The sequence below is a fragment of the Psychrobacter sp. NC44 genome, from assembly GCF_904846655.1.
GTDB lineage: Bacteria > Pseudomonadota > Gammaproteobacteria > Pseudomonadales > Moraxellaceae > Psychrobacter.
The window spans coordinates 24,096-43,196 of record NZ_CAJHBN010000021.1 but is presented as its reverse complement, the minus strand read 5'-3'; the positions used below and the strand labels follow the sequence as shown (position 1 = coordinate 43,196).

Annotated in this window: 14 protein-coding genes and 2 pseudogenes; 9 read left to right on the top strand and 7 right to left on the bottom strand. The window is 39.0% G+C overall.

Annotation, left to right across the window (positions count from 1 at the left end; genetic code table 11):
* Positions 1 to 95 precede the first annotated feature (95 nt).
* From JMX95_RS12705 to JMX95_RS12690, 4 genes are read left to right on the top strand one after another with little or no spacing between them, the layout of a single operon-like run.
* The gene (locus tag JMX95_RS12705; protein WP_201561000.1) at positions 96 to 1,331 is read left to right on the top strand and encodes a tyrosine-type recombinase/integrase; all 1,236 of its coding nucleotides are present in this window, start codon (positions 96 to 98) and stop codon (positions 1,329 to 1,331) included.
* Positions 1,328 to 3,781: a tyrosine-type recombinase/integrase gene (locus tag JMX95_RS12700; protein WP_201560999.1), complete on the top strand. Its 2,454-nt coding sequence runs from the start codon at positions 1,328 to 1,330 to the stop codon at positions 3,779 to 3,781. Before JMX95_RS12705 ends, JMX95_RS12700 begins: the two co-directional genes overlap by 4 nt.
* Complete coding sequence (locus JMX95_RS12695) at positions 3,781 to 5,889, top strand: site-specific integrase (RefSeq protein ID WP_201560998.1); 2,109 nt, start codon at positions 3,781 to 3,783, stop codon at positions 5,887 to 5,889. Before JMX95_RS12700 ends, JMX95_RS12695 begins: the two co-directional genes overlap by 1 nt.
* Positions 5,886 to 6,398, top strand: coding sequence for a hypothetical protein (locus JMX95_RS12690; RefSeq protein WP_102077602.1), 513 nt, complete (start codon positions 5,886 to 5,888; stop codon positions 6,396 to 6,398). The genes JMX95_RS12695 and JMX95_RS12690 overlap by 4 nt, the downstream gene beginning before the upstream one ends.
* Before the next feature lie 306 nt (positions 6,399 to 6,704).
* Here JMX95_RS12690 and JMX95_RS12685 read toward each other — a convergent pair whose 3' ends face one another.
* Positions 6,705 to 7,556 carry a thymidylate synthase gene (locus JMX95_RS12685; protein WP_102077603.1) on the bottom strand — a complete coding sequence of 284 codons (852 nt, stop codon included), beginning with the start codon at positions 7,554 to 7,556 and terminating at the stop codon, positions 6,705 to 6,707.
* A gap of 299 nt (positions 7,557 to 7,855) precedes the next feature.
* On the opposite strand from JMX95_RS12685, the gene JMX95_RS12680 reads away from it, so the two are divergent.
* Positions 7,856 to 8,446 (top strand): recombinase family protein, encoded by a 591-nt coding sequence (locus JMX95_RS12680; RefSeq protein ID WP_068406590.1) that lies wholly within the window; start codon positions 7,856 to 7,858, stop codon positions 8,444 to 8,446.
* Positions 8,447 to 8,699: 253 nt separating this feature from the next.
* On the opposite strand, the gene JMX95_RS12675 is transcribed toward JMX95_RS12680, so the two are convergent.
* Complete coding sequence (locus tag JMX95_RS12675) at positions 8,700 to 9,563, bottom strand: DMT family transporter (protein ID WP_095568368.1); 864 nt, start codon at positions 9,561 to 9,563, stop codon at positions 8,700 to 8,702.
* 147 nt (positions 9,564 to 9,710) lie between these two features.
* Here JMX95_RS12675 and JMX95_RS12670 point away from each other — a divergent pair, with 147 nt between their 5' ends.
* Positions 9,711 to 10,601 (top strand): LysR substrate-binding domain-containing protein, encoded by an 891-nt coding sequence (locus tag JMX95_RS12670; RefSeq protein ID WP_201560997.1) that lies wholly within the window; start codon positions 9,711 to 9,713, stop codon positions 10,599 to 10,601.
* Between the two features lie 324 nt (positions 10,602 to 10,925).
* Here the strand turns inward: JMX95_RS12670 and JMX95_RS12665 are convergent, their stop codons facing one another.
* Positions 10,926 to 11,624, bottom strand: coding sequence for an LrgB family protein (locus tag JMX95_RS12665; protein WP_201560996.1), 699 nt, complete (start codon positions 11,622 to 11,624; stop codon positions 10,926 to 10,928).
* A gap of 9 nt (positions 11,625 to 11,633) precedes the next feature.
* A complete protein-coding gene (locus tag JMX95_RS12660; RefSeq protein ID WP_095570631.1) occupies positions 11,634 to 12,125 on the bottom strand; it encodes a CidA/LrgA family protein in 492 nt (163 codons plus the stop codon).
* Between the two features lie 135 nt (positions 12,126 to 12,260).
* On the opposite strand from JMX95_RS12660, the gene JMX95_RS12655 reads away from it, so the two are divergent.
* The 3 genes and pseudogenes from JMX95_RS12655 (at position 12,261) to JMX95_RS12645 (ending at position 14,674) form a co-directional block, all read left to right on the top strand.
* Entirely contained in the window at positions 12,261 to 13,151 is an 891-nt protein-coding gene (locus JMX95_RS12655) for a LysR family transcriptional regulator (RefSeq protein ID WP_068406606.1), read from the top strand.
* 9 nt (positions 13,152 to 13,160) lie between these two features.
* A pseudogene (locus tag JMX95_RS12650) lies at positions 13,161 to 13,349 on the top strand (integrase core domain-containing protein); the annotation flags it as partial.
* A gap of 43 nt (positions 13,350 to 13,392) precedes the next feature.
* Positions 13,393 to 14,674 (top strand): annotated as a pseudogene (locus JMX95_RS12645) (IS256 family transposase).
* Positions 14,675 to 14,908: 234 nt separating this feature from the next.
* Here the strand turns inward: JMX95_RS12645 and JMX95_RS12640 are convergent.
* From JMX95_RS12640 to JMX95_RS12630, 3 genes are all read right to left on the bottom strand, one after another.
* Positions 14,909 to 15,871 carry an IS30 family transposase gene (locus tag JMX95_RS12640; RefSeq protein WP_201560995.1) on the bottom strand — a complete coding sequence of 321 codons (963 nt, stop codon included), beginning with the start codon at positions 15,869 to 15,871 and terminating at the stop codon, positions 14,909 to 14,911.
* 329 nt (positions 15,872 to 16,200) lie between these two features.
* A complete protein-coding gene (locus tag JMX95_RS12635; protein ID WP_201560994.1) occupies positions 16,201 to 17,358 on the bottom strand; it encodes an iron-containing alcohol dehydrogenase in 1,158 nt (385 codons plus the stop codon).
* A gap of 56 nt (positions 17,359 to 17,414) precedes the next feature.
* Entirely contained in the window at positions 17,415 to 18,935 is a 1,521-nt protein-coding gene (locus tag JMX95_RS12630; protein ID WP_201560993.1) for an aldehyde dehydrogenase family protein, read from the bottom strand.
* Positions 18,936 to 19,101: the final 166 nt, after the last annotated feature.

The window sequence follows — 19,101 nt, the reverse complement described above, 5'->3', positions numbered from 1 at the left end:
TATTATACCCCCATAACAATAATGCACAATACGGAGTAATAGATCGTATATAATGCAATACATAATTTAGTCTATGTATTGAGATAGTGATTATTATGGATGTTAAAGTTTGTTCTGATACAAAGTTAGATTTATCTGAGTCTTGTTTACTCAATGAGATTCCAAATTTATCATTGAACAAAACCGTAACAGTGAATGGTGTTGGAGTATTTGATGATGATGGCAAGATCCTTCCTCTTGTTTCTGAGTATTTGTCGTATCGAACCAAACATCAAATAATCTCTTATAAATCAGCAGTTACTTATGGTAGAAACCTAAGCTACTTCTTAAGTTATATTCGTAGTCGTACAGATTACAATGACAGTGAATCTGATGAAGTATTTATTACAGTTCCAAAATACGTAATTCAAGAATACCTGACATTTTTAATCCGTGAAGACCATAAGAACTCATCTACTGTTAGAAGTCGAGATGAGACAATACATGCCTTCATCGAATACCTTTGTAGCCCTACAGAAGACCGTGATAAGCTTAGACAAGATAACCCATATAGCGATGGCTTGCTATCAAAACCACCAAAGCGCACACCGATTAGCTCTTGCACACTTGATGACCTTTTCATATTGATTGAATTTACTGATTCAGAACGAGAAAGAGCTTTACTCCAGTTTTTATACGACTCTGGCTTACGTCGTTCAGAACTACCTAGAGTTACTCTTCAAGACTTTAAAGATATTACTAGCCTTAATTCTGAAAAATATATTTCCCGCGATACTGACCTGCCTATTCATCCCGACTATGTATCTTTGAAAGTTAAAGGAAGTAAGGGCCGTGGTAATCAAATTAAGCCACGCTGGACTCTGCTTAGCTTAGTAACTATCAAACGTGTGGAAAAATACCATGCATCTCCCTTGTATAAAAAATACGCTCGTAAATATTTAAAGCCGTCTGAAACACCAGCATTCCTTAATGCTGAAGGCACTCCTTACACCCCAAATTCAATCAGTAAGCTATTTGAACGTATAAGTAAACGCGCAATCAAACACGGTCGACTCAATCGACTGATTTCTCCCCACAAGCTACGGCATGGCAGCGCTTATTCAATACTACAGTCAAAGGATTTAGGGCCTAACTATGTAGATCGGCTTGCTATTGTGCAGAAATGCTTAGGCCACAACCATCTTAGTACTACACAGATATACACTAATATCCCTCAAGATATCTACAAGAGCATGTGTGACGAGAATGGTGATACATTAACCAAAGCTGAGAAAATGAAGCGCTTATCTGAACAGACACAGTTAAGAATTGGCATTAAGGACATCAAATGAAAAACATTGGAATAACCATTGATGAGATTCATGAGGATTTTCCTGAGCCAGGAACTTTAGGTACAGACTTTAAGAACGTTGAAGAAAAACAACCGATTAAAGACGCCGAAGCAGCTGTTATAGAATGGGTATCGAAAACAGCTGGAGATAAAGAATCACTATGGGAAATACCAATTAGTAAAGCGGATAATACTTTAGGCTTCAGTGTAGCTGTTAAGCATATTCAGAGTGCTGTAGGTGTCTCATACTCTGTTGCACAAAAATATAGGGGTCTTACTACTCCTTTAATTGAAAGGATGATCGAAGAAGGTATTCTAGTAATACCAAGTGAAAGCTACGAAGCGGCTGGCATCGAAAACACTAGAAAACTTTTGAATTGGTACAGAAAGCTAACTGTAGAAAAAAAGCACACTTTACCTATTTTCGGCAACAAAATTTCGATAGGAAAAATGTCTCCAGAACAACTACCTATAAAAAAAGGATCCTTAGAATTTAATGTTGTTAAAGATGCTTGGGAATTTATTCACAAAGACTTAGAAAAAATTGGAATTATTGATGCGAATTATAAAAGCGTTGCTGAAAGAACAAGCGAAGCGAATGTCAATAGAAGAAATCATAGTGAAAGTCAGATAGAGCGTTTTCATAGACTCGCAGCAAGAGAGTTAAATGCAGCTGATGACTTCTTCCTTCCTTCAAAATTAGAACCGTTTATTCAGGTTGAGCAACTGTTTGCTTGTAGTAGTAAAACTGTCTCTTCAGAATCAGGCAAGAGTAATTATAGAATTGCGAGTAGTTTATTTATAGAGTTCTTATCCAAACTGTATGGAAATAAACCCTTTAGAATCGTAACAACTTTTGATGAACACCTATTATCTAGATATCGGAAATATTTAGAGGGCAAGGTAATAAATAAAGAAATATCAAGTCATCATGCAAATACAGTTTTGAGTTCAGTCCGTATAACATTGAATCGGCTGACTCAAGTACGCGATATAGAATATAGCTTTTTCAATATAAATGGATTTGCTACAACTAGAGAAACAGATGTTAAAAAGCCATTTACAATGAACGAGCGGCTTCGAATATTAGAGGCTATTGAAAAAGGATTGAGCGAATCTAGAAAAGCCCTCAAACCTTATAAGAAAACGGGTTTAGGCAGCAATCCTTTGGACGAAAAGGGTTCAGTCATTAGAGGCCTTTCGACACTAGAGAATGCGCGATGGCTCTTTGAAAACCGCTTAATGTGTAAGCCAGTTCATTACAATACAGCTAAATCACCTATTGAGAAGTCTTTCTTAAGAATTATTAATGATTCAGATAAGGGTTTGATAGAGGTATACAACGACTGGGGCATTACCCCAATGATAAATATGGATACACTAACGCCTTACGTTTTAAGGCTTGCTCAAATTACTGGTTTAAATGCAAATCCTTTACTTTCTCTTGATATAAACGATTATGTAGATTCCCATCCGGCAACATCGCGGCCTTGTCTTAGATATTGGAAAGAAAGGTCTGATGGTCATAAAGAATACCACCTCGATCTTTTTAATGCAGAACTGACATGGCTTACGTCATCTCAAGCTAAGTCTATAAAAATTATTTTTGAAGAATTAGTCCAATTGACGAGTAGTTTTCGACAAGATATTGAAGATGATGCCTTTAAAGATAGGTTGTTCATCTATCAGTCGAATAGTACAAAAAAGCACGGCAGAGTATCTCCACTATTAGGAAACAAAGAAAAAAATGCAAAAGCATTGGGAGCTAGTTTATCTAGATTCGTTAAGAAATATAATTTAAAAAATGATGCAGGAGATCCCCTAACTCTTACAATAAGTCGGTTTAGACCAACATTTGTTAGTGAGATGCTTAGAAATGGCGTAACTGTACGTGAAATTCAACTCATGTTGGGTCACTCCTCACTCCAAACAACTCTCGGTTATATAGATTCTCTAGATTTTAACTCCATGAGTAGAATGAAGATAAATGATGAATTAGAAGAGATACATCAATCGACTCTGGATAAAAAAGTTGAGAAAGTGCCAGAAGATATAGATTCCAAAAAAAATGATGAGTTGGTAACAACCTTTCATACTCCTCTAGCTGAATGCAGAAATATTTTTGACCCACCAGACTTTGTAAAAAATCTTTCATCCTACATACCTGGTACTCCATGCTCACAATATAACAAATGTTTGGGTTGTGACAATGTCATTATTACAGCTAAGAATCTGCCTGAAATTTTTGCAATGAAGCGTGACTATACGCTTTTGAAAGAGCACTCCCGTGTCATGGATACACCCTATGGGCATGTTATTTCAGAGAATTTAGAACTGATAAAAGGTATTACAGAACCTGAACTATCTAATTTTTCCTTAGAAGAATTAGAAAATGGACGGCGTTTAGCAGAATACATTGAAACGACCACACTAGTTGATGGAGTAATCTAATGGACTATGAAAAAAAGCTGAATGTATTAACAGGTTTTGCAGAACATCGTTTATATGTTTTAGATGCTCTAGACCATGCTACAGTTCAAAAGAAGAAGCACCTTCAAAATAATTACACAGATGACATAGAGTATGTGATGTACCTTATGGACAAACCTGTATCGAGATTATCAAAGTTTTCTGACATGTGTTGGAATTTTAATAACGACTATCCTAATGCTGCACAAAATGTCCAGGGAGCAAAGCTCCGCATTGATTTTTCAAAGTATACAGAGATCCCAATATTCGTTTTAACAGAAATTAAAGTTATATTGGAGTTGGCTCTGCTAAACAATTCGATTTTCAAGCCTCAGGAAAAAAAGGGGAAAAGCCGAATAAAAAAAGTCTTAAAAGCAAACTCTTTAATTACAATTTTTGAAAATGGATTAACGTTTATTAATGAAATATTTAAACAGGCATCTCATGAGCTAGGCTATGAGTTTGTTCAGGAAAAAATCAGAACACTCTCCGATATAACACCCGAACTGTATTCCAAAGCTGCTGAAAACTATGATCGCGTAAAAGGTGTAGAGCTAGATAAATTTTTCAAATATCTACGCAGCCCGGCTTCTGTCAAGTATGTATTTGAAAAGCCTGTTGCTTATGTAGAGTTAAATAGCCTGAAATGGAAGAGACTTGCTAATACTAATACTTCGAAAAAAGAACAAGTACTGCCAGATCTGGTATTTGAATCTCTATCGAAAATAGCTTCCTTTATCATAGTTGACTTTTTAAGTGCTATAGGAGCTAAAGAAAAAATATCTGATGTCCACTCTTTAGAGCGCTTCAATACAAGCGACTATTTGTCATGGGCTAAGCAAGAACAAGTCACTCATGAAATTCTAAATGGGTATATTGCTATGAGACTAGGAACTAAAGGCTATCCCTCAAGTTTCATTACAAATATAATTGAACCCCATGATTGGATGCTAAAAAAAGACTCTAGTGTCATGGGTGGACTAACTTTACGTAAAGCATTGAAAAAACGTGGTTATAAGTTAGATAATCTTAGAGAATACTTTAACCTCGTAGCGTATGCATGCACATATTTAGTAGGCCAGTATACAGGTATGAGACCATCTGAACTATCAGAAATAAGAGTTCAAGATTGTTCGTGCTTAGTTCAAGATGACGGCGTTTGGCTTATTGAAAGTACTGTCAAGAAACATAAAGATGAAATTAGTACAGGCTTGTTTGACGATAGATGGGTAGCTATACCGATTGTTAAAGATGCAATATTAGCAGCATCGTATATTTCAAAAATTAAAGTTTCACCTTACTTAATTTCTAATGTAGATACTGTTAAACCAGGTAGCTCCCCTCAGTCGATGGCTAGTAAGGGTATTACACATCAAATGAATAGTTTTATAGGCCAACTGTTAGGCAAAAACATTGCTGATGAACTGAAGTTTAATCCTTACATGCTAAGACACACATTAACATATCAATTGTTTAAGGCTGAAGTTGGATTGCCTCTTATATCGTTTCAATTGAAACATTTTGTAGAGAGCATCTCTAAGTACACATCTACTGGCGCTACCTCGTCAGTTACGTTAGGCTACGGTGATATAGGTGAGATGCTGTCAAAAGACGGTAACCGAAAAGGTGATACGAAATCACTGCGCCGAGCAGCTGAATTAGATGCTATTAAAACTGCCCATAATCCAAATGGTACATATTATGGTGGTAAAGCGAGTGAGCATAAAAAAGGTCTGATCAAGACGTTTAATGGATATATGGCTGAAGGATACACAGAGGATGAGATTTATGAGGCTATGGTAGATCAAGGGGTTGCCATGGTCTATATGGGACAAGGGCTTTGCTATGGTGGTAGAGCAGAAGAGTATGACTCAAGCCTACCATGTATTGGTTCGCTACGTTGTAACCCTGCTCGATGCAAACAAGCCGTTGTAACTACCAAGCATGCTCCTAAATGGCGTGAAGTTTACATGTTAAATAAGAACAACCTCAATAAACCAGAATATTTGGAGTCTCGTGAGCAAATTCTAGCAGCAATGAACGAGGCCAAAATGGTATTGGAAAATCTTGGTGAGGCAATCGAACTATGAGTAATGAAGCTTATGATCAAAAAAATAATGATGACTATGAAGCAATAACTTCTGCTCTAAATATTGCCCTAATAGATCTTCAAAATAATAAAAAACTAAAACCCACTATAGCGCAACTTTCGAAGATGACTGGTATTCATCGAAATACTATTACAAACCGTGGTTGGCCTGTCCAAAAGCTAAATCAGCTCAAAGATATCAGAAAAGCTGAAGAGAAATCGCGTAAAGAAAAAAAAGCTATAGATAACGCTGATGTTAAGAATGTGCTTGAAGCAAAGATGATTCAAGCACAAAATGAGGTTATCTACTGGTTTAATGAATATCAAGATATAAAAAGAGTCGCTCAACACTCAGATAAACGGTTACAAAAAATGAAAGAGTCACGAGATTATTATAAAAAACAATCTGATACAGATAAAAGGTCGTTATTAGAAGCTAGACAGGAGATTAAAAAACTGAGACAAATGTTAGCTTTAAAAGATGCAACACCGAACCAGCTGATGCACTAATCTATCGAGACCACCTTTGTTATAAAAGTATAAACTTAATTTCCTTGTACTTAAGAGCTAGCAAGAGCTTAGCCAACAAATATATACCTTATAGCATAAATCACATATATTAATACTTTTGCCTAGAGCCTTTCCTAAAAACTGTGTAACTGCCAGCCATTTGCTCGGCCAGTTTCTTGATGTCAGTTTGCTTAGTCATTGCTTATTCTCCTGTTATTGGATTATAAGCAGTTACACAAAGTTTGGGAAACTCTCTATGCCTAACAGGAATTTATCATCTTTCTAAAATTTTAATCTATATTTGTATCAAACTGAGAATGGATACGCGATAGACTCATGATACTGGTACCCTTCCACTTCAAAATCGTCCAATGTTACCCATGTCTCAATATCTTCGAGAGACTTAATTTCAGGATTAATGTGAAGTTTAGGGGCTGGATACGGTTCGCGTTTTAATTGCACATCACGCATTAACTCTAATTGGTCTTCATATATATGTGCATTTACAATCTTGTGATAAGCTTTTCCAGCCTCATGCCCCGTAATTTGAGCCATTAAAGCCAATAAAGTAAAAACCTGGACTTGATTGAAATTTTGACCTAATGGCACATCACAGGAACGTTGGGATGAAGTTAGATATAGCTTTCCTCCTAACAATGAAAACGTATGGGTATGCATACAAGGACGCAAACATCCCATATGAAACTCACCTGGATTATAGAAAGTTAGGATTTCACCTCGATCATCAATACCATTCCGTAAGTTATCATAAATCTTACGAAGCTGGTCAAACTCCTCTCCTACTGAATTACGCCACCTGCGGCCCTGTACACCATATACTCGGCCCATATCATCCTCACCTTTACGATAAGGATTAGCTAACCAAGCTTCATTTTCATTGGCATTGGCACTCCATGTATTGCATCCAATAGCTCGAAACTGAGCTGCGCTATCATAACCACGTAGATACCCCAATAACTCTGCTATAGCCGTTTTCCAATAGCTTTTTCGAGTAGTCACTAAAGGAAACTCATTAGCGCCTACGTTGTATTCTAAATCAGCATTAATAACGGTTAAGCAACGCTTTCCAGTCCGTTCATTTTCGACCCACACGCCTTCATCAACTATACGTTGACATAAATCTAGATATTGTTTCATTCAATAACCTTAATTGGACTGTATACTTTTCTCGTGAGGTAATTTCTTATTGCCCGTGATCACAACACGTTTTACCTCATGATTTAATTAAGCATTATAAAGTTTAAAGGCTTGAATGTACAAACCTGTTCGTACAGACTCACTGACTCAATAACCTATCAATAGACTATACCTAAAAAATAAAACCTCTAAACGATACTCTATCTATCATTAGACTTATTTCTATTATTAAATGATATTAATATCATGATATTATCAATGGACATTAATTTATAAGTCTAAATAATATAGGTGGCGTTATGACCGTTCGTATTTATGTGAGAGCCAGCACTAAGGATCAAGACGCTAAGAGAGCCTTGTCTGACTTGATTAGCTTTAGCCAAAGCTATAACGATAACCTTGTTGAGTACGTTGAGCATTTCAGTGGTACAAAGCTCGATAGGCCAGTATTAGCTAAGCTATTAAAGGACGCTGATCAAGGCGATATTCTGCTGGTTGAAAGCGTGGACAGATTAAGCAGGCTATCTCAAGATGATTTTGCAATTCTAAAGCAGCGCATCAAAGACAAGGGCTTGCGATTGGTGGTGGCTGATCTACCAACTACGCATACGGTAAGTAAAGGCATGACAGGTGAGATCCTAACAGTGATTAACCATATGCTGATCGACTTATTAGCAACGATGGCAAAGCTTGATAACGATAAGCGTAGAGAGCGTATTAAGCAGGGGTTGGCGAACAGTGGTTATAAGCCCACTGGTAAGAAGCCTAATACAACGAAACACAATCGTATTAAAGAATTAGCCAGTCAAAACAATATGACGAAAGAGGAGATTGCTAAGGCGGTTGGTGTTGGGGTGGCTACGGTCTATCGGGTGTTAAAGCAGGGCTAACAGCTGAATAGTTGAGGTATTTTAAATAACAGTTTGTCTTTTTTATAGACACGATACTATTAGATACATAAGAACCAACTTGGAAGTTTTTAATCATGCAACCGACTTATTATAGTGTCTAACAAGTAATCTACAGTTTCGTCAAGCATGAACCGATGTAAACGTTAAATAACATTTTAGTCTGATTCATAACTTTTATTATTTCTTATTATTTATGGCACATCAGCTTGATTAGGTTTTAAAAGCTATTATCCTACCCAGTTTTTTGTCTAAGCCTCATAGATTCGAGAGTAGCTAGCCATATCAAAGGTAGGATAATCAGCGCAGAACCTATTAACAAAGTCATATTTGGTACTTCGTTAAACCATATGATTCCAACCACCACCGCCCCTAGTAAACCTGAGTATTCCGCACTAGAGACTTTGTATGCTTCAATGTGTCGGTACACCTGTACGCATATACCCGCATAAATCAAAATAAATACATTTGAACTGGCGGCCGTAATCAATGAGCGCCAATCAAATGGCTGTCCTTCCCAAATAGCCAAACCAAGCGCAAATGGGATTCCTAATAAATTGGTCAAAAGTAGAGTTTGATAGACAGTATGATGTTGTGGAAGTTTACGAACTAACAGATTGTTTAGCGCCATGGTTACCGCCACTATAAGGGCAAACACCGCCCCTAAATTGATCTGTTTCGGTTGTACGATAACGAGGATACCAGCAAAACCTAATATAGAGGCTGCGATAGTCGGAAAGTTTAATCTGTCTTTATAAAATAAAAAACCCAGTGGTAATACAAATAAAGGGGCGGCATAAAAAATAGCATTCGCAGTCGCAAGAGGCAGTGCTTGAAGAGACAGTACCATGAATATCACACCCAATAACCACACGTGACTACGAACAAAGTGCCATTTTATATTACTGAATAACTTGTTCTTTTTATTAATTAAGCAAAACGGCAACAGCATTAAAACCGCTGTGCATTGACGAAACAGGATAAATTGATATACCGCCGTCTCAGAGGGCAAGGCCTTTATCAAGGCGTCTGAGAAGACCGCAATGATATTTCCTAGTACCAATAGCGTCATGGCAAATGCAACACTCATCTTTGGCATTCTTAGCCTCCTCGCCCTACTCTAAATTCAGAAACTGTTAAAACCCCAATGGGTTCATGCTGATTTAACGATCTGTCAGGCAGTATATGCAAGTAACGCTATGATGTATAATGATATAAACCATACTTAGTATTAGCTGAGGTAATAATGGATTTGCCCCCATTGCGTGCCATACAATGCTTCGAATCCGTTGCACGACTTAACAGCTTTTCAAAAGCAGCAGAAAGCCTCAATGTGACACAAAGTGCCGTGAGTCACCAAATACGCATCCTTGAAGAGTATCTTGGGGAAGCAATGTTTTACAGGCAAGGCCGGACCTTTTCGTTGACAGAGGTTGGTGAGCGTTATTTCACAGATGTGTGTGGCGCATTGGGTCTACTTTCAGATAGTAGTCAGATTATTAAACATGGAAAACCTGGGCATATACGCTTAGCTCTGTACAGTTCAGTCGCAGTGAATTGGTTGATTCCTCGACTAGAAGACTTCTATAGACAGTATCCAGAAATAGAACTTACTTTAGATATGGTTAATCATCCCTCTGATTATAATGAGCAAAGGGCCGATTGTTATATCACCGTCGATCCTCCTCCACATGCTTTCATCAGTAAGTTTTTATTTACTGAAACTTTATATCCTGTTTGTGGTCAAAAGCTTTGGGAGAAAATAAGAGATAAACCCCTTCCTGACGCATTGTGGCGGCATCCAATATTGTCTGTGAGATATGCAGATACAAGCGTGAATACAGCAGAGGATTGGCTGCGGTGGTGTAAGGCAGGCGGATTTGAATTGCCAAGCGATATAAAGATAAATCATTTTAGTCATGTGCTACTAGCGATAGAAGCCGCAAGGTACAACCTGGGCATTACTCTTACCAATAATTATATGATGCAGGATGACGCCTATAAACAAAATATCGTTAAAATCCCAATGCATGAACTACTAACAGGGGATAAATTTTACTTCGTTTACAAGGAATTAAAGAAAAATAAGGATGATATTATTAAACTATGTAAATGGTTAGAATCTCAGTGTGAGTAAAGAAATCCTCTATCTTATTTGTTGTTACAAGAAAAATAATGATTTGTTAAGGGGTTTAAAATGATGATTTAGAAAATCCCGATTCAATAACTCATAAACACTCGTATCCTCAAAAAATAGTCATTCATTTTATCTGATATTCAAATAATATAAGTTAATAGGTTGAAGTTTAAAAGAAATAAAGCTCATTACATTTAGTTAAAGTCGAATTAACTTTAGAATAAAAACGGAAATTTATACGTTTTTTTATTGTTTATCTGTTAGTGATAATGGCTGTTATCATATCTATTCTTAATATAGATTAGGGTCTCTATATATATTTGCTTAAACTTGCCCGAATAACATTACGCCATGTATTAATGAAGGACCTAAGAATACCATAAACAATCCCGCTAAAATCATTGTTAAACTTGCTATAACGCCCTCATCCTCATTGCGCTGACTTGCCCGGGCTGTACCAAAACCGTGTGATGCATTACCAAATGCGATTCCATTTGCAAGATGGGAGCGAATACGAAAAAAAGTCAAGATCATATCCCCTAAAATCATTCCCACCATCCCTGTAATCAAAGTAAACAATGAGACTAAAGAGGAAAATCCGTGAATTTTTTCAGATAAGTCTAACGCAAATGGTGTCGATATTGAACGGGCCATCAAGCTATAGGTCAAGGTCTTATCAAAATGAAACAAACCAGCGAATATATATATGCTTAAGACCCCCACCACCATCCCGACAGTTATGGAAGCGGTCAAAGCCAAAGCATGTTGACGTATTAAACGACGATACTCATAAATAGGTATAGCAAACGCAACCGTTGCGGGGGCAAGTAGCTGCACAATCCAAGCTGTATCCTTCCAATAAGTATCATAAGAGATATTAAAAATAATCATTAATGAAAGCGTTACTACTGGAACCGTGATAGCAGGGTTTAGCCAAGATTTTCGATAGCGCACATAGACTACTCTAGCCATATAATAGGCAGCTAATGTCCAAATGAGACAAAGGATTGACCAAGTATTCATCGCAAATCCTCACGCATTATTATCATTTTTTAGGTTTAATTGGGCTTTATGAATCTGATGACGATACAATCTACGTTGCAAACGGCGCCCCATGATAAAGGTTAATGCTGAGCTTAACATCACCATCGCGGTACTCAAGATAATTGTCAGCATTAATTGCCATCCTTTACTGACAAACAGCGCCTTATATTGAAGTATTGACATCATAAGCGGGATAAACATTAATACTAATTCACCCAAAACAAATTTTGCACCCAGTCTGACCCAGTTAACCTTAATAGCACCACTCATTAATAATATCAGCATTAAAAACATTCCTAAGACGCCTGAGGATACGGGTAAATGCAATAATTCAACCAATATCTCAGCACAATACCAGACAGCTGCGATAATAGCGCATTGCATAAGGACATGAAGCCATGATTGGCGATAGAACTTTTGAAGTGTAAGTTTTTTTTCATCTACAAAAGATAGGGATAAGCGAATATTAGGATTACGCATAATAATTGTTGTTTGTTGATTAGAGACTACTTATTATAAAAATATCATAGTCATAAATTATGAATTATATTTTTATTTTTATTCCCAATTTCTATAATAAATTTCATTATCCTTCCTAACCATGGTTTATTATTCATGATAACTTTGAAACAATTACGCTGCTTTGTGACAGTTGTAAAAACAGGTGGGTTTCTTCAAGCCAGTATTCAACTCAATTTAACCCAACCCACCGTTACCAAATCTATCAGTAATCTTGAAGAATATTTAGGCGTAGCTCTGTTTGATAAGCCTTTGACTCATAGAAAAAAGCGGCTAGTTAATTTAACGGAAATTGGCGAACACCTCTATATTCAAGCAGTTGATATCTTACAAAAGGCAGATAATCTTGAACAAACAGTAGTAGATTATCAGCAATTAATAGGTGGTAAATTGCGTTTGGGTATTTCACCGTTAGGCAGTGAAATACTAAGCAAAGCTATTTTTAACTTTTACCAAATGCATCCTAGTATAGAAACTTCACTTATCGAAGATGGTGCTGAGTCACTTAAGCAGGCCCTTCTAGAGGGGCAACTTGATGTGGCAACATTGATGAAGCCGATTGACGATGATTTTGACTACTTGTCGATATGTTGCTATCCAGTGGTGGTCGTAGCAAATAAAAACCGTATGGGTAAGCAAAAAACCAAGGTAACACTTAAGTCACTATCAAATGCCCCCCTAATTTTATTTACCTCCAATTCATCATTTACTCCGATGATTATAGAAAACTGTCAATCACTAGGTTTTGAACCTAATATTATTTGCCAAACCAATCAGTGGCACTTGCTTCTTGACATGGTAAAACAGGATATGGGCGTGACTCTTTTGCCTCAATATTATACTCAAAAGTTGGATTTAACAGGATTAGTCTGCTTGCCACTAACCCAACCTCAGTTAAAATGGGAGCTTGTCATGGCTTGGCGCCGTCATCGCTTGCTTACACCAAGTATGCAAGCTTGGCTTGATAACATAAGAAAAAATATATAACTAGGCCTTGATAATGCTTTGGCTGTAACAGGGCATAGGTTATACAAAACAGAGGTGATTGAATATTTGAAAGCAGATTTGCAAGGTTTAGCGAATGTACAACTTGCGACATTGAATTGGGTAGATCGGTTCAATAAAAAGCGTATACACAGTGCATTGGGCTATGTATCGCCTTTTGAGTTTGAGAGCCTTTCCTAAAAAGTGTGTAACTGCTTATAATCCACTAACAGGAGAATAAGCAATGACTACTCAATCTGACATCAAGAAACTGGCCCAGCAGATGGCTGGTAGCATGAACAGCTTCGATGACATCAAAGACTTCCAAAAGCAGCTCATGCAGTCGTTTATCGATACTGCACTAGAAGCTGAGATGGAAGATCATCTCGGCTATCCCAAGCATGAGAAAGCAGACAAGCCAAACAAGCGCAATGGGCACACTAAAAAGACAGTCCGCAGTGATACAGGCGATCTTGAGATCTCCACCCCAAGAGACCGAGACGGCGCTTTTGAACCTACACTCGTGCGCAAGCATCAAACCCGTATTAGCGGCCTTGATGACAAGATCATATTTCACTACAGGCATAGCCTTACGTCTTGCGCTTCGGGCAAGTGTCTCCCAGACACTTGCTGATCCTCGCTCATACGCCAAGGGTCAAACCACCACCGAGATTGTAGAGAGCATTAAAGAGCTCTACGATGTCGACATCTCAAGCTCTCTTGTCTCAAGAGTCACTGACAACATCTTAGAGGACATCACCGCTTGGCAGAACCGGCCGTTAAGCAGTGTTTATCCTATTGTCTATCTAGACTGCATTGTCGTCAAAGTACGTCAAGATAAGCAGATTATCAACAAAGCCATTTACTTAGCGCTAGGTGTTGCTCTTGATGGTAAAAAAGAGCTGCTTGGTATGTGGTTATCAGAGAATGAAGGCGCTAAGTTCTGGCTAGGCGTTCTCACTGAATTACAAAACCGCGGGGTTCAAGATATTCTTATTGCCTGTGTAGACGGCCTAAAAGGCTTCCCTGATGCCATCAATACCGTTTATCCCAAAGCCAAGGTTCAGCTGTGTATCGTGCATATGGTGCGCTATTCGATGAAGTTTGTACCTTGGACAGATAAGAAGGCAATAGCGGCTGATTTAAAAGCCATCTACGGCGCTGATACGCTTGAGATAGCAGAGGCCAATCTTGAACACTTTAATGAGACTTGGGGCACAGAGTACCCGCATGTCATCAAGTCTTGGCGCAATAACTGGGAGGGCCTCACGGTGTTCTTCGAGTATCCTAAAGACATCAGAAAAGTGATTTATACCACCAATGCCATCGAGTCATTGAACAGCGTGATTCGGACAGCGGTGAATAAACGTAAGGTGTTCCCGTCTGATCAGGCAGCATTCAAGGTAGTCTACCTAGCAACTCAGCAGGCATCGTCAAGGTGGTCGATGCCCATCCGTAACTGGACGTCTGCTCTGAATCGTTTTATGATTATGTTTGATGATCGTATCAGTAAGCATTTAATCTAAATGGCAGTTACACAGAATTCGGGATGGTCTCGATATATTTTAGAAAATACTACCCTTCGTGACCACTAATCCTTATTTAAAATGGACCCTTAGATATTTAGGCTAGTAGCACCAATGGTTTGAGTGGATAAGGTAGTTTTAATGTACTTAGCGAACATTCAACTTTCTAGTTAGGACTCGAATATTTGGCTGTAAGCTAAAGATGTTAATTGTTTAATTTTATGAAACTTGGATTCAACATTGAAGTGCAACGCACCCGAAGCTAGATTTTACCTCAAGAGGCGTTCTAAACCCTAGCACCTTTCTAGGTCGATTATTTAAACTGTCTTCAATCGACTGAACTAAGTGCATGCATAGGTTATCCAGACGCATTGACTTCGGTAGAAACTGACGAATTAACCCATTGGTATTCTCATTCGTTCCACGCTCCCAAGAATGATAAGGCTGAGCAAAGTAAATATCAGCCTTCAACGCTGTTGCCATCGTTTCATGGTCAGCAAACTCTTTACCGTTATCAAAGGTGATACTTAACGCCTGTTCACCTTTTAGCATGCCAATACAAGCTTGTGTGACGGCTACTGCCTTGCGATTGGGTAGCGCTTTGATCTTAGTCTCTCGAGTTGTTCTATCCACTAGAGTGACAAGCACACCTTGATGTCCACGACCAACCACCGTATCCCCTTCATAATCGCCCATACGACTGCGCGCTTCAATGATACTGGGACGGTCATTGATATCACAGCGGTTCGCTATCTTTCCGCGCCTATCATAACCTTGCAGACGGCGTTTCCTATAGCGCTTTTGACATCTAAGGGCGCTATGTAAGTTACCCCCTGCCTTTTTGTCAGTATAGATGTGTTGATATATCGATTCATGGCTTGGGACCTCTTGCCAACCCAGCATTCTCAGTCGCCCTGTGATTTGCTCAGGTGAGTAGTGCTTGCTGAGTAGATGATCAATATAGCACCAGCCAAAGCGGCTGATCTGTGAGCTATTCACAACTTTGCGCGCGTTTGCCAATCGATGGGCTTGTTTGGGGCGATAACCCCTTTGTCCCATGTTTCGCCTTATCTCTCGACTCACCGTTGATTTATGACAGCCAATAATTCTAGCTATTTCACTCATGCCTTTTTTAGCTTGCAATAGCGCTGATATTTGATATCTTTGCTCTTGGGTAAGATGTGTATAGTGTTTCATAACGTTCTGATATGTAGGAGTTGAAGTTTGAAATGCAACACGGCACATCTTACTCTTCAACTCATTCTTTTAAAACGTTGCACTTCTTATTTGAATCTAGGAAATATTACGCAGTGTGCTTTGTAATGTACTTACTATGCATTTTCTATTCGTGTTTATAGGCATCGATACTCGTACTCAGTATTGTTCTCTTGATTAATTTTGATAACCGCATTAGATTAGGAATTGCTATCCTCAATAATTTTTATTACCTAGGATAGCTTCATCTATTTTCTCGTTATTCTTTAAACTGCCAATAGTAAATATCAACAGTATTTATTGATACATCATCAATATGCATCTTTAAAAATTAATACGATATCTTCTTTTGTTCCCTTGCGTGGATTACTAAAGGCATTACCATCTTTTAATGCATTATCTGCCATGAGTTCAAAGTCTTGCTCTTTGACTCCTAATTCGCTGAGATGGCCAGGGATGGCGACATCGGCAGAAAGTCTAAACAAGGCATTAATGGCTTTTTCAGCCGCTTCTATCGCTGAACAACCTACTGTATTTTCTCCGAGAAATTCTGCGATATCAGCAAATTTTTGTACATTGGCGATTAAATTATAACGGCATACATGCGGTAGTAATATCGCATTGGCAACACCATGTGGCATGTCATATAAACCACCGAGTTGATGTGCCATAGCGTGCACATAACCTAAGTTACCATTATTAAAGGCCATACCCGCCAATAGCGAAGCATAAGCCATATTTTCGCGGGCTTTAAGATCACTACCATTGGCGACTGCAGTGCGTAGGTTGTTAGCAATCAGTTTGATAGCTTGAATGGCAGCTGCATCGGTAACTGGATTGGCATCTACTGAAACATAGGCTTCAATAGCATGAGTTAGGGCATCCATACCAGTTGCAGCCGTTAAGGCGCGTGGTTTGCCAATCATCAACAATGGATCGTTGATTGAGACCATAGGCAGGTTACGCCAACTGACGATGACATACTTTAAATGAGTTTCGGTGTCGGTAATCACGCAGTGGCGTGTGACCTCACTGGCAGTACCCGCCGTGGTGTTTACTGAAACGATCGGTGGAAGTGGATGGCTCAGTGTATCAATGCCCGCATAGTCGCCAATCTTGCCTGGATGTGTTGCCATGATACCGATTGCCTTACCACAATCATGTGGTGAACCCCCACCTACGGTAACGATCATGTCGCATTGATTATCTTGGTAGCATGCTAGTCCGGATGTTACATCGGAATCTTTAGGGTTTGCCTGAACGCCAGAAAACACGCTGCTACTGATACCGACTGCATCGAGGTAGGCAATAGTCTTTTCAACAGCACCATCTTTGAGCGTGGCTAAAAACTGGTCGGTGACGATTAAAGCGTGTTTTCCACCTAATATTTGGCAACGTTGTCCTACGACTTCTAAACAGCCTGGACCAAAGAAATTGACGTTAGGTACTAAATAATCATAATAACGCATAAGTAAATATCCTTTTTAAATATGGATCAGATTGGGGTGGTGACTATATGGAGACCTTAGAAGAATCCCATTGAATTGTCGTCATAACTGACTAAGAGATTTTTGGTTTGTTGATAATGGTCCAGCATCATCTTGTGGGTTTCACGACCGATACCTGAATTTTTGTAGCCACCAAAGGCCGCATGCGCAGGATGTAGACCATAGCAGTTTGTCCAGACTCTACCAGCCTTTATAGCGCGACCCATGCGATAGGCCAAACTGATATCTCGGGTCCATACCCCTGCCGCAAGACCATATTCAGTATCATTAGCGATAGCAATGGCTTCATCTTCATCTTTAAAGGTAGTGACTGCGACAACAGGGCCGAAGATTTCTTCTTGGAAGATGCGCATTTTGTTATGACCCTTGAGCAGGGTGGGTTGTAAATAGTAGCCTTCTTTTAGTGTGTCTGATGGCACTTGGCTTTCACCACCGATTAAGACTTCTGCACCTTCATTTTTACCAATTTCGATGTAGTCCAATACTTTCTTAAACTGTTGTGCTGAGGCCTGCGCACCCAGCATGGTTTCTGTATCCAGAGGATTACCTTGACGGATATTGCGGACTTTTTCTAAGACCTTGGCCATAAAAGGCTCGTAAATAGATTCATGTATCAATGCACGCGAGGGGCAAGTACAGACTTCACCTTGGTTAAAGAAGCCCATCACCAAACCTTCGACAGCTTTGTCGATGAATTTTGGATTGGCCTGCATAATATCGGCAAAGAAAATATTGGGCGATTTACCGCCAAGCTCCATAGTACTTGGAATCAAATTGGCTGCAGCATGTTTCATGATATGCATGCCAGTTGGGGTTGAGCCGGTAAAGGCGACTTTAGCAATGCGACGACTTGAAGCAAGTGCTTCACCAGCTTCGTTACCGAAACCATGTACCACGTTGAGTACACCCGCTGGTAGGAGGTCGCCAATCAACTCCAACAGTACGGTCATCGACAGTGGAGTTTGCTCGGCAGGTTTAAGTACGATGGCATTACCAGCTGCAAGTGCAGGTGCCAATTTCCATGCGGCCATCAAGAGTGGAAAGTTCCATGGAATAATCTGTGCTACCACGCCGAGTGGTTCATGAAAGTGGTAAGCTGCCATAGTTTCGTTGATTTCAGATGCACCACCTTCTTGAGCGCGAATACAGCCAGCAAAATAGCGGAAGTGGTCTGCTGAAAGTGGTACGTCAACGTCGAGAGTTTCACGAATCGGTTTACCATTGTCCCAAGTTTCAGTTACAGCTAGATATTCAAGATTGGCTTCGATTCGATCAGCTATTTTTAATAAGACCAATGAACGGTCTTGGACGGAGGTTTTACCCCATGCTTCTGCTGCGGCATGGGCCGCATCAAGGGCCAAGTCCACATCAGCTTGTTGAGAACGTGGAAATTCACCACAGGGTTCATTGTTTATTGGAGTATTGTTAATGAAATATTCGCCTCCTATAGGTTCGACGAATTTGCCACCGATGTAGTTGCCGTAGCGTGGCTTAATACTAAGTAAGCTATTTGCGTGTCCTGGTGCTGCATAAATCATGCTCGTTCCCTCTTGTTTTTGTCCCAGTATCCATACTGTTTACAGCAATATTTTCTACATTGCTTATTAAAGGACGTAGATAAAAAAGTATACATAACGATAAGATGATTATCGTTATGTATACTTTTAACGTAGTAATTTTGATTTGTCAATTCTTATTAGTGTA

Bases quoted from the DNA above. Each gene is read 5' to 3' on its own strand.
- JMX95_RS12635 (WP_201560994.1), bottom strand. From the start codon at position 17,358: ATGCGTTATTATGATTATTTAGTACCTAACGTCAATTTCTTTGGTCCA.
- JMX95_RS12685 (WP_102077603.1), bottom strand. From the start codon at position 7,556: ATGAAACAATATCTAGATTTATGTCAACGTATAGTTGATGAAGGCGTG.
- JMX95_RS12640 (WP_201560995.1), bottom strand. From the start codon at position 15,871: ATGAAACACTATACACATCTTACCCAAGAGCAAAGATATCAAATATCA.
- JMX95_RS12705 (WP_201561000.1), top strand. From the start codon at position 96: ATGGATGTTAAAGTTTGTTCTGATACAAAGTTAGATTTATCTGAGTCT.
- JMX95_RS12675 (WP_095568368.1), bottom strand. From the start codon at position 9,563: ATGCCAAAGATGAGTGTTGCATTTGCCATGACGCTATTGGTACTAGGA.
- JMX95_RS12680 (WP_068406590.1), top strand. From the start codon at position 7,856: ATGACCGTTCGTATTTATGTGAGAGCCAGCACTAAGGATCAAGACGCT.
- JMX95_RS12655 (WP_068406606.1), top strand. From the start codon at position 12,261: ATGATAACTTTGAAACAATTACGCTGCTTTGTGACAGTTGTAAAAACA.
- JMX95_RS12670 (WP_201560997.1), top strand. From the start codon at position 9,711: ATGGATTTGCCCCCATTGCGTGCCATACAATGCTTCGAATCCGTTGCA.
- JMX95_RS12660 (WP_095570631.1), bottom strand. From the start codon at position 12,125: ATGCGTAATCCTAATATTCGCTTATCCCTATCTTTTGTAGATGAAAAA.
- JMX95_RS12690 (WP_102077602.1), top strand. From the start codon at position 5,886: ATGAGTAATGAAGCTTATGATCAAAAAAATAATGATGACTATGAAGCA.
- JMX95_RS12665 (WP_201560996.1), bottom strand. From the start codon at position 11,624: ATGAATACTTGGTCAATCCTTTGTCTCATTTGGACATTAGCTGCCTAT.
- JMX95_RS12695 (WP_201560998.1), top strand. From the start codon at position 3,781: ATGGACTATGAAAAAAAGCTGAATGTATTAACAGGTTTTGCAGAACAT.
- JMX95_RS12700 (WP_201560999.1), top strand. From the start codon at position 1,328: ATGAAAAACATTGGAATAACCATTGATGAGATTCATGAGGATTTTCCT.
- JMX95_RS12630 (WP_201560993.1), bottom strand. From the start codon at position 18,935: ATGATTTATGCAGCACCAGGACACGCAAATAGCTTACTTAGTATTAAG.